This is a genomic window from uncultured Brevundimonas sp. (assembly GCF_947305955.1).
Taxonomy (GTDB): domain Bacteria; phylum Pseudomonadota; class Alphaproteobacteria; order Caulobacterales; family Caulobacteraceae; genus Brevundimonas.
The window spans coordinates 20,426-30,835 of sequence record NZ_CAMZFB010000036.1; the positions used below are offsets into that span (position 1 = coordinate 20,426).

The 10,410-nt window shown below is 62.6% G+C and carries 10 protein-coding genes; 8 read left to right on the forward strand and 2 right to left on the reverse strand.

Annotation, left to right across the window (positions count from 1 at the left end; genetic code table 11):
* Window position 1: 1 nt before the first annotated feature.
* From Q0Y42_RS09945 to mnmA, 3 genes are all read left to right on the forward strand, one after another.
* Window positions 2-1,396, forward strand: coding sequence for a flagellar hook protein FlgE (locus Q0Y42_RS09945; RefSeq protein WP_297803189.1), 1,395 nt, complete (start codon window positions 2-4; stop codon window positions 1,394-1,396).
* A gap of 187 nt (window positions 1,397-1,583) precedes the next feature.
* Window positions 1,584-1,868 (forward strand): DUF1153 domain-containing protein, encoded by a 285-nt coding sequence (locus Q0Y42_RS09950; RefSeq protein ID WP_297803192.1) that lies wholly within the window; start codon window positions 1,584-1,586, stop codon window positions 1,866-1,868.
* Between the two features lie 167 nt (window positions 1,869-2,035).
* Complete coding sequence (mnmA, locus tag Q0Y42_RS09955) at window positions 2,036-3,199, forward strand: tRNA 2-thiouridine(34) synthase MnmA (protein WP_297803221.1); 1,164 nt, start codon at window positions 2,036-2,038, stop codon at window positions 3,197-3,199.
* Between the two features lie 56 nt (window positions 3,200-3,255).
* Here mnmA and Q0Y42_RS09960 read toward each other — a convergent pair whose 3' ends face one another.
* The gene (locus Q0Y42_RS09960; RefSeq protein ID WP_297803196.1) at window positions 3,256-5,079 is read right to left on the reverse strand and encodes a diguanylate cyclase; all 1,824 of its coding nucleotides are present in this window, start codon (window positions 5,077-5,079) and stop codon (window positions 3,256-3,258) included.
* Window positions 5,080-5,271: 192 nt separating this feature from the next.
* Here Q0Y42_RS09960 and Q0Y42_RS09965 point away from each other — a divergent pair, with 192 nt between their 5' ends.
* Both Q0Y42_RS09965 and Q0Y42_RS09970 read left to right on the forward strand, forming a co-directional pair.
* Window positions 5,272-5,979: a hypothetical protein gene (locus tag Q0Y42_RS09965; protein WP_297803199.1), complete on the forward strand. Its 708-nt coding sequence runs from the start codon at window positions 5,272-5,274 to the stop codon at window positions 5,977-5,979.
* 98 nt (window positions 5,980-6,077) lie between these two features.
* Window positions 6,078-6,776 (forward strand): DOPA 4,5-dioxygenase family protein, encoded by a 699-nt coding sequence (locus Q0Y42_RS09970; protein ID WP_297803203.1) that lies wholly within the window; start codon window positions 6,078-6,080, stop codon window positions 6,774-6,776.
* A gap of 65 nt (window positions 6,777-6,841) precedes the next feature.
* Here the strand turns inward: Q0Y42_RS09970 and Q0Y42_RS09975 are convergent, their stop codons facing one another.
* Window positions 6,842-7,336, reverse strand: a complete 495-nt coding sequence (locus Q0Y42_RS09975; protein ID WP_297803207.1) for a helix-turn-helix domain-containing protein — start codon at window positions 7,334-7,336, stop codon at window positions 6,842-6,844.
* Between the two features lie 106 nt (window positions 7,337-7,442).
* On the opposite strand from Q0Y42_RS09975, the gene Q0Y42_RS09980 reads away from it, so the two are divergent.
* The 3 genes from Q0Y42_RS09980 (at window position 7,443) to eco (ending at window position 10,114) form a co-directional block, all read left to right on the forward strand.
* Window positions 7,443-8,294: a thioesterase family protein gene (locus Q0Y42_RS09980; RefSeq protein WP_297803210.1), complete on the forward strand. Its 852-nt coding sequence runs from the start codon at window positions 7,443-7,445 to the stop codon at window positions 8,292-8,294.
* Window positions 8,295-8,378: 84 nt separating this feature from the next.
* Window positions 8,379-9,566 carry an acetyl-CoA C-acyltransferase gene (locus Q0Y42_RS09985; protein ID WP_297803213.1) on the forward strand — a complete coding sequence of 396 codons (1,188 nt, stop codon included), beginning with the start codon at window positions 8,379-8,381 and terminating at the stop codon, window positions 9,564-9,566.
* Window positions 9,567-9,613: 47 nt separating this feature from the next.
* On the forward strand, window positions 9,614-10,114 hold the full coding sequence (eco, locus tag Q0Y42_RS09990; RefSeq protein ID WP_297803216.1) for a serine protease inhibitor ecotin: 501 nt from the start codon (window positions 9,614-9,616) through the stop codon (window positions 10,112-10,114).
* The last annotated feature ends 296 nt before the right edge of the window (window positions 10,115-10,410 follow it).

The window sequence follows — 10,410 nt, forward strand, 5'->3', positions numbered from 1 at the left end:
CATGAGCATTAACGGCGCCATGTTGGCCGGGGTCTCCGGTCTGGCCGCGAACGCTGCGGCCTTGTCCTCGATCTCGCAGAACATCTCCAACGTGAACACCGTGGGCTACAAGCGTGTGGCCACCGAGTTTTCGACCGTCGTGAACACCCAGTCGGCTGGCGTGTCCTATTCCGCCGGCGGTGTTAAGGCGAACACCCGCCAGTTCATCAGCCAGGGTGGCCAGCTCCAGCGCACGACCTCCTCGACCGATCTGGCCATCGGCGGCGACGGCTTCTTTGTCGTGACCGAGAAGTCCGAGAACCTGACCCCGTCGGATGCGCGCCTGTTCACCCGCGCCGGTGCCTTTACCGTCGACAAGCTGGGCTATCTCCAGAACACCGCAGGCTTCTACCTGCAGGGCTGGCCGATCGACGGCGACGGCAATGCCAACATCGACCCGTCGGACATGAACCGTCTGACCTCGATCAACGTCGGCAAGGTCGGCGGTGCTGCCGAACCGACCACCCGCGTCAGCCTGAACGCCAACCTCAAGTCCTCGACCGTCCCGCACGACGACATCGCCACCTATGCTGCCGGTGCCATGTCAGAATACGCACTGGACCCGACCACCGGCATTAAGCCGGATTTCGAGATCACGGTCCCTGTGTCGGATTCCAAGGGTGGACAGCGCAACATCACTGTTTCGTTCCTGAAGAGCGAAACCGCTAACATGTGGTATGCCGAAATCCGCGCCCCTGATGGCACGGCTGATGGTGGCGGCACGCCCGCCAACCTGCTGAAGTCGGGTCAGGTCCTATTTACCCAGGACGGTCGTTACGACATTGACGGCATGCGCGCTCTGGGTACCGATGCCCTGTTCGATCCGGACAATCCCGTCCTGACGCTGGACGCGTCGGGCGGCACGGCTCCGAAATGGGCAGACGATCTGGGCGTTGCTGCTCAAACCATTACCTTTGACCTTAACGCCTCGGCCGGTGGCCTGACCCAGTACGACAGCGCAAGCTTCGTTCAGGCGACTTACACCAATGGTACCGCCTTCGGTAACCTGACCGACATTCAGATCGATGCGAACGGCTATGTGACCGCCGTGTTCGACAACGGCGTCATGCGCCGCATTGCTCAGGTGGCGTTGGCGACCTTCCCGTCGACCAACAACCTGACCGAAGTGTCGGGCAACGCCTTCCGCGTCAGCCAGGCCTCGGGCACGTTCAACCTGAAAGCTCCGGGCACGGGCGGCGCAGGTCTGGTCGCGGCATCCCAGCTGGAAGCCTCCACTGTCGACCTTTCGACCGAGTTCACCAACCTGATCACCACCCAGCGCGCCTACTCGGCATCGTCCAAAATCATTACAACGGCGGATGAGATGCTGGCCGAACTGATCAACATTAAGCGGTAATTACGGCTGAGCTTTTCCTGGTAACTCCGCGTTAGTATTAGTGAACTCGAGGTTTCTGCGATCCAAGCTTGGCCGCAGAACATTGCTCGATATTAGCCATTCCTTCACCACAACGCTTAAATTGGCCTTAGCGGGTGGCGCGTAAAAACAAGCGTAGTGGTGATGGTGGTTGAAGAGGCTTAAGCCCATGCTGCAAGAGCGACGCCTTAATAATAATGGCGAACAATATGTGGTCGGTCCGACTGGAACGCCCCTCACGCTGCGCGATCTTCCGCCAGCGAACACAAGCCGCTGGGTCATCCGGCGCAAGGCCGAGGTGGTGGCCGCCGTTCGCGGTGGCTTGATCAGCGTTGATGAGGCACTGACCCGTTACGGCCTCACCGCCGAAGAATTCGCTGCATGGCAAAAGGCCATCGACAAATGGGGTATGCAGGGCCTGCGTACGACCCGCATCCAAAGCTACCGCGACTGATTTCTTAATCAGTGGCAACTGCAAGGGCCGCGTCCGAAAGGACCGGCCCTTTGTCATTTCTTGAACGATGTGTCGTCCTTGGCCTCGAAATCGTTCCGGTTAAGGCCTACATGGCGCGCATGACCACTGCTGACGACCTTCTCTGCCCCGTTCCCGATATCGTGCCCATGTCGCCCGCCGACATGGAGGCAGCGATCGAGAGCGTGCGACAGGCCGTCGGCCTGCCCCTTGGCGCGCGCGTGGTCGCGGCCATGTCGGGGGGTGTGGATTCCACCGTCGTCGCCGCCCTGCTGCATAAGGCAGGCTATGACGTGGTGGGCGTGACGCTGCAACTTTACGACCACGGCGAGGCCCTGAAGAAAAAGGGTGCCTGTTGCGCAGGTCAGGACATCCACGACGCCCGTCTGGCCGCCGACATGATCGGCATCCCCCACTACGTCCTCGACTACGAAAGCCGCTTCAAGGACGCGGTGATCGACCAGTTCGCCGACTCCTACCTCAAGGGCCAGACGCCGGTTCCGTGTATCCGCTGCAACCAGACCGTCAAATTCCGCGACCTGCTGGACGTGGCCAAGGATCTGGGCGCCGAAGCCATGGCGACGGGCCACTATGTGCGCCGCGCCATCGCCGGTAACCGTGCCCAGATGCGCAAGGCCATCGACCATTCGCGCGACCAGTCCTACTTCCTGTTCGCGACCACGCAGGAACAGTTGGACTATCTACGCTTCCCGCTGGCTGACCTTGAAAAGCCGCAGGTGCGGGGCGTGGCCGCCTCGCTGGGCCTGCGTATCGCCGCCAAGCCGGACAGTCAGGACATCTGTTTCGTCCCCACGGGCGACTATCGCACCCTGATCGACCGCCTGCGTCCGCAGGGGCGTGAAGCGGGCGATATCGTCCACATGGACGGTCGCGTGCTGGGCCGCCACAACGGCATCACCGACTACACCATCGGCCAGCGCCGCGGCCTGAACGTCGCCGTGGGCGAGCCGCTGTTCGTGATCAAGCTGAACCCCGAACTGCGTCAGGTCATCGTCGGCCCGCGTGAAGCCCTGCTGACCGCGAGCCTGACGCTGGAAGAGATCAACTGGCTGGGCGACCAGCTGACCATCGAGGAAGCCGCACAGGACGGCGTTCCCGTCCTCGCCCGCGTCCGCTCGACCCGCCAGCCCTCCCCTGCCCGTCTGGCCATGGTCGATGGCGTGGTGAAGGTGGTGTTCGAGGAAGGCGAGGAAGGCGTCGCCCCCGGTCAGGCCTGCGTCCTCTACGATCCCGCCGATGACGAGCGGGTTCTGGGCGGCGGCTTCATCCAGTCCACCCAAGCGGTTCTCTGAAACAATAAAGGGGTCTGTCGATGACAGCCCCCTTTTCGGTTCAAACCTGTCTAACGTCAGACAGCCACCAAGTGCGCAACCGTACGGTTACGACCTTCGCGCTTGGCCTCATAAAGCAAGGCATCCGCCTCTGACAGCAGGGTGAAGCCGGACTTGTCCATCTCCGGCAACCACTGCGCCACGCCGAACGACATGGTCACCAGCCCCAGCACTTCGTTGTGGGACATCAGCTCGACCTCGGCGATCGCCTTGCGCACCCGCTCTGTGCGGCGGACCAGATCGGCGGCAGAGGTGCCGGGGGCAATGATGGTGAACTCTTCCCCGCCATAGCGACAGACGATGTCCCCGTCGCGGAACTTGTCGACCAGAACCTCGGCCACCGCCTTCAGGACCGTATCCCCGGCGTCATGGCCGAAATCGTCGTTGAACCGCTTGAAGTGGTCGACGTCGCACATGATGACGCACAGCGGCGTATTGGCGCGGGCCGCCCGTGCAATCTCGAGCGCCAGCGCCTCTTCCATATAGCGGCGGTTGAACAGGCCGGTCAGCGGATCGCGGATCGTCTGTTCCTTCAAATCTTCCTGCAGGCGGCGGTTCACCATGGCCGAGGCGATATTCTCGGTCAGCATGGACATCCGGAACATCTGTTCCTCGTCCAGCAGGCCATCCAGATGCAGCACGCCGATCACCTCGCCCGACGTCAGCAGAGGCTCGCAATGATAGACCGTCTTATCGTGGACGTGGGCGCAGGGAATATCCTTGCCCTCCCCGCTGACCCAGTGGCTTTGACCACGGCGCAGCGCCCAGCATTCGTTTGGTGAGAAACCCTCGCCAATCCCTACCGGATCGCCCCAGCGTGACACCGGCACTAAGCGGGCGCGGTCACGGCTGAACGAATAAAGCGCCCCCGGCAGGCCCGGCAGAACGCGCGGCACAAAGATGCTGATCACCTCGGCCAGTTCCTCGTTGGAACGGGTGGCCTGCATCCGGTGCGACATCGCGCCCAACAAGGCGATGATGTCGTTGCGGTCCTTTAGTGTGCGGGTGCTGACCAACAGTTCCGCGTGAACCTGTTGCAGTTCGCGCTCGCTGCGCTGGCTCTGTTCGACCGAATGGGTCAGATGGGTCGCCATCGAGTTGTAACCCTCGGCCAGATGCTCGAACTCCCGCGAGCCCATGCGATCCTGAATCCGCAGATAAAAGTCACCGGCCCCCAGACGGGTCATGGCATCGTTCAGAATGCCGATGGGACGGCGGATGCCATAGATGACGAGCACCGACACCAGCCCCGCGAATACAGCAATCAGCGGGCCACCGATGAGCGCGAGGTTGCGGCCCGAAATCAGGCGGCGGTCCGTAACACTGACCCATCGGGCCTGATTGTCACGCTCGGCCAGCACAATCTCGCTCATAAGGTTTTCGAGCTCGACCATGGCCTCGCTGCCGTGGCCCTCGTTGACCATGGCACGGGCACCGAGGAAATCGCCTGCCTTGCCCATTTCGACCGGACGGACCGAAAGCCCGCGCCAACGTTCCAAACTCTCGCCGAATTCCCGCAGCCGCACGGTCTGAGACGGATTACCCTTCGTCATCGCTACCGAGCGTTGATAGGCATCTTCCGCGTGGGAAAGCTCGCGCTCGTAGCGGGTCGCAAACAGCGGATTGTGGGTCACGACAAACCCGCGCTGGGCGGACTCAGCCGACCGCGCCGCCGCCATCGTCTCGTTCAGTGTCCGCAGCACCGAGCCCGAGTGCATAACCCGCCTGAACCCGTCCTGTGTCTGACGCGAGGCATCTGCCATCCCTGCAACCAGCACAATGATCGAAGCGACGATCAGCACGCCAAGCGTGGCGATACGGGAACTCAGTGAAGTAAACATAGTGAACTCGATGAATACGGAACGGCGGCTCGGTCAGCCTTTCGGCCCGCGGGCATCCGTATAGCCAAGTCATCCTCGAAACGCAGCACGACCTTCGGCGCTAATCCCCAGTCTTTATCCGGCCACAAAAGGAACAGAGTGCGCAGTTCGGACTTCGATCAAGACACGCTGCTCCAATCCTTGGATGATACATTGCGCAATATCGACTTCACCTCGTGGGAATCTGTCCTGACGACCATTTTCGGCCTGTTGCTGATCACCCTGATCGGCATGGGTATGCGCCTGTTGATGATGTTCACCATCCAGCAGCGGCAGCAGCGGCAGAACCGCCAGATTAACGAGCGGCTAAAAACCCTCATTGCGGCCTATAAGGTGCTGGGCGGGGCCTTTACGGGCGACCTCAGTGTGGACCCGCGCCACCTGCGCGACATGGTCCTGTCCGCCAAGGAAACCGGCGAGACGTTCGAAGACCGCTATGAGCGAAACCGCCGCGTGCGCGATGCGGTGGAAACCGCCCTGTCCGACATCATCCTGCTGGGTACCGAGGAGCAGGTGCGTCTGGCCCAGAAGGCCGCGCTGGATATGGTGGAAGGGCGCGTGGTGCATACGGCCGAGCTGGTCATCTCCCTGCGCGACTTCATCCGCAAGGCTTTGGATCTCGCTCCCATTCCCTCGCATCTGGCCATCCCGCCGCAAGGCCCGTCCCGTCCGGCAAGCGGCGGCGGAGGCCGAGGTGCAGGCGGCGGTGCCGGCGGTGCGCGCGGTAGCGGAGGCGGAGGTGGTGGTGGTGGCGGCATGGGTATGGGAATGGGCATGGGTATGGGTATGGGTGCCAGTGCAGGTGCCAGCGCCGGTATGGGCGCGGCCGCCGGCCATTCCTCCCAACAGGACGACAGCTGAGCCTTTAGCCAAGCTCAATATCGCTTCAGAAAAACTGCGGTTTGCGAATGCGAACAGCCTGATAGGGCTGACCCCAGTATTCGAGGGGATTCAATTTCATGACCATTAAAGACACAGCCCGCCCCGCCGGTGATGACCAGTGGGCCGAACTGGTATCGCCCGGCCGCCGCAATCTGCTGCTGGGCGTCGGTGCCGCCACCGCCGCCGTTGCCACTGCCGCGCCCAAGGGGGCCGAGGCAGGCGTAAAGCATCTGGCACCGGCAGGAGCCTATGACCCGTTCGTCCCGCCGCCCGCACAAGGCACCTCACCGTGGGGCGATACGATCAACGAGGCGACCCCTGCTCCGGTGTCCTTGCGTCCGGGCGAACAGACCCTGCCCGAAAAGCCGCAGCCCTTTACCCGTATCACCAGCTATCACGCCCACGTCTATTTCGATGAGGACAACCACCATAAGGCCGAGCGCCTGCGCCAGTGGGTGATCGAGCGCTTCCACGTCGAACTGGGGAACTGGAACCTCGGCCCGCGCGGCCCGCACGTGACGCCGTCCTTCTATTTCGGCTTCACCAACGATCTGCTGCCGATCATCGTGCCGTGGCTGCAGCTGAACAGCCTTGGCCTGACCATCCTGCTGCACCCTAACACCGATGATCCCCGTGCCGACCACCTTGACTATGCGATGTGGATCAACCGCACCCAGCCGGTGAACGCCTATCGCATGGCCAGCCATGTCGAGCCGCACGAGGTCGAGAAAATCCTGCCCAACACCCGCCCGACCATCGTGCCGGAACGGGGCTGAGGTTCAGCCAACAAAAAAGGCGGCCCGACGGGTCGCCTTTTTCAATTCCGGTCATCGCGGAAACTTCAGGCCGCCTCTTCGTCCTCGGCCATCATGTCGCCGACGGTGGGGCGGTTCTCGGCATAGGTCAGCTCGATCTCGCGCGGGCGGACGATCTCATTGCAGCAACCACAGGCGATACGCGGCTGAAGCTTGTGGCCACAGGTCTTGTGCTCCAGCACCACGCCCGACTGCTGGTCGTGATAGACGTGCTTCTCGCCCCAGGCATGCAGTGTAATCAGCACGCCGTACAGGTCCTTGCCCTTGGCGGTCAGCACATATTCGTTGCGCGGCGGGCGCTCCGAATAGAGGCGCGGCTCCAGCACACCGTGATGAACCAGCGACTTCAGGCGCGCGGCCAGCACATTACGCGCAACGCCCAGCCTTTCCTGCCACTGCTCGAACCGCGTCACGCCGTTGAATGCGTCGCGGATAACGAGCATCGTCCACGGATCGCCCACGATTTCGAGGGCCCCCGCGACAGAGCAGCTCTGTCTGGAATAGTCGGCTGTGCGTCCCATTGACCTAAGGTGCCCCTGCGGCAGGCATTTGACAAGGGTTGCCAACTGAAACGGACATAGTAAGTTGCAAATCGAAACTTAATAAGCCTCCCCGAGTCCGCCTCCCATGACGTCCGCCCCGCTAGACAGCCCCATCAGCCGCGCCTTCGAGATGGTAGCGGACGGGCCGAACCGCAGCATTATGGTGCGCGAGGAATTCTCCAACGCGCCCAACGCCTTACCGCCCGAAAAGGGCTTTCCCTTTGGCGGATTGCTGGCCGCCCTGTCCGCCAAGGCCATGGCTGAAGGGCTGGGGATCGAGGCCCCGCTGCAATCCCTGACGGTGCAATATCTGGCAGCGGCCAAGTTCGGGCAGCCGCTGACGTTTGCACCGACCCTGCTGCGTCAGGGCCGACAGGTCAGCTTTGCCCGTCTGGATGCCCGCCAAGGCGATCGCCTGACCCATACGGCCAATGCGACATTCGGATTCGATGGCCCCAGCGTGGACCCGTTACGGGAAAAGACCCGTATCCCCGTCAGCCCCCATGGACTGACGCTGGCCGAAGGAATGCGCGGCCCCTTCTCGCCCCGCTTTGCCAGCCATATCGAATACCGGTTCGAGCGTGGGCCCAACATCTTTGGCGGTAACAAGAACCACCCCAAGCGCGAAGGCGCGTGGATGCGGTTCGAGGATGACCAGCCGCTGGACGTCTATCGCCTCTGCTATCTGATGGATGCGCTGTATCCGCCCGCGACCACCGCCTTCGAGCGCCCCATGGTGATGACCTCGGTCGATCTGCGATACGACATCATCAATCATCCGGATGCGACCAATACGCCCGATGGCTGGGCGTTCCTGGAGTTTGACCTGATCGAACACGACCGCGAGTGGTCGGTCGACGATGTCACCGTCTGGTCCGAAAGTGGCATCGTTCTGGCGGTTGGGCGCCAACGCCGACGCGTGCTGAACAGAAAATAGTGTTCGGCCGCTCCCTTGCATTGCGCGAACTTCCGCCCCTAATCAGCCACCAACGCTGAAATCCTTTCGGGATGCTGTAAAACCATGACCGCTTCTACCGACCCCGTTGTCATCTGTTCCTACGCCCGTACGCCCATGGGCGGCTTTCAGGGCGCTCTGTCGTCCGTAAAGTCCACCGCGCTTGGCAGCGCTGCGGTCAAGGCCGCCGTCGAGCGCGCCGGTGTCGCGCCCGAAAAGATCGAACAGATTTTCATGGGCTGCGTTCTGCCCGCCGGTCTTGGTCAGGCCCCTGCCCGTCAGGCTGCGCTGGGCGCAGGCCTGCCGCTGGGCGTCGAGGCGACCACCCTGAACAAGATGTGCGGCTCGGGCCTGCAAGCTGCCGTCATGGCGCACGACGCGCTTCTCGCCGGATCGGCCAGCGTCATCGTAGCGGGCGGCATGGAGTCGATGACCCAGGCCCCCTACCTGATGAACAAGCACCGTGGCGGTGCCCGCATCGGTCACGACACCATCATCGATTCCATGATGATGGACGGTCTGGAAGACGCCTATGAAGGCAAGGCCATGGGCGTGTTCGCCGAGGCCGCCGCCGAGAAATACGGCTTCACCCGCGAGGACATGGACGCCTATGCCATCGAAAGCCTGAACCGCGCCAAGGAAGCCATCGCCTCGGGTGCCTTCCAGAAGGAAATCGTTCCGGTCGAGATCGAAACCCGCAAGGGCACCGTGACCGTCTCGGCAGACGAACAACCGGGCAAGGCTGATCCGGCCAAGATACCGACCCTGCGCCCCGCCTTCATCAAGGACGGCCGCATCACCGCCGCCAACGCCTCGTCGATCTCTGACGGGGCTGCCGCTCTGGTGATGGCGCGTGAAAGTACGGCCAAGGCGCTGGGCCTGAAGATCGTTGCCCGCGTCGTCTCGCACTCGGCCCACGCCCACGAGCCGGGCCTGTTCACCACCGCTCCGGTTCCGGCCATGCAGAAGACCCTGCAAAAGGCAGGCTGGTCTGTCGATGACGTCGACCTGTGGGAAGTGAACGAAGCCTTTGCCGTCGTGGCCATGATCGCCCAGAAGGAACTGGGCATCGACCGCGCCAAGCTGAACGTCAACGGCGGTGCAACGGCACTGGGCCACCCGATCGGTGCCTCTGGCGCGCGTATCATGGCGACCCTGCTGGCCGCCCTTGAAGCCCGCGGCCTCAAGCGCGGCGTCGCGTCTCTGTGCATCGGCGGCGGCGAGGCCGTCTCCATGGCGGTGGAACTGGCCTAACTTAACCGCGCTTAGATAGCATGGATTTACAGCATAAAGCCCGAACCATGCGAAACCTTGCCCTCACCTCTCTGGCTGCGCTGGCTGTTACGGCCTGTGCCACGGCTCCGGTTGTGGCGCAGGCTCCGACCGCCTCGGCCGAGCGTACGGTTCATGACGAGCTGAAAGCCTTCCCCGAGGCCGTCGCTGGCCAGAAGCGCCACGTGCTGATCGTGCCTGCGGTCGCCAATGAGGACGACCTGAAGGTCCAGCTCCTGATCGGCAAGACCCAGACCATCGACTGCAACCACCACATCCTCGGTGGCCAGTTGGAAACCCGCACGGCGCAGGGCTGGGGCTATGACTATTATGTCCTGCCCAACGTAGGCGCGGGTGCTTCGACCCTGATGGGCTGCCCCGCCAACAGCGAGCGCGAGGCCTTCGTCACCATCCCTGACCAGCCTCTGCTGCGCTACAACTCGCGCCTTCCGGTCGTGGTTTACACGCCCGAGGACGTCGAGGTCCGCTATCGCATCTGGCGTGCGGGCGAAGTGCGCGGGCTGGACTGAGACCGCGAACCTTCAACCACTCTAAGGTTGGGCCTTCCCGAGGGGCGCAGAGGTTGATCCTCTGCGCCCTTTCTCATGAGAAGTGCCAGTTGCCTCATATTGACGCCGAGCAGGATCATGACCGCCTCACCTTTCTTGCGAATGATTTGCAAGATCAATTGAGTCAGTCAGATCGGCAATAGCCGCAATCTCACATCACGGTGAAGTTGTTAGCGAGGATCGACCGTCTGGCCGATCTGCTCGGCCAGCATGCCGTCCAGACCGTCCGTGGTCAGCAGCCAGACGTGGATGTCACG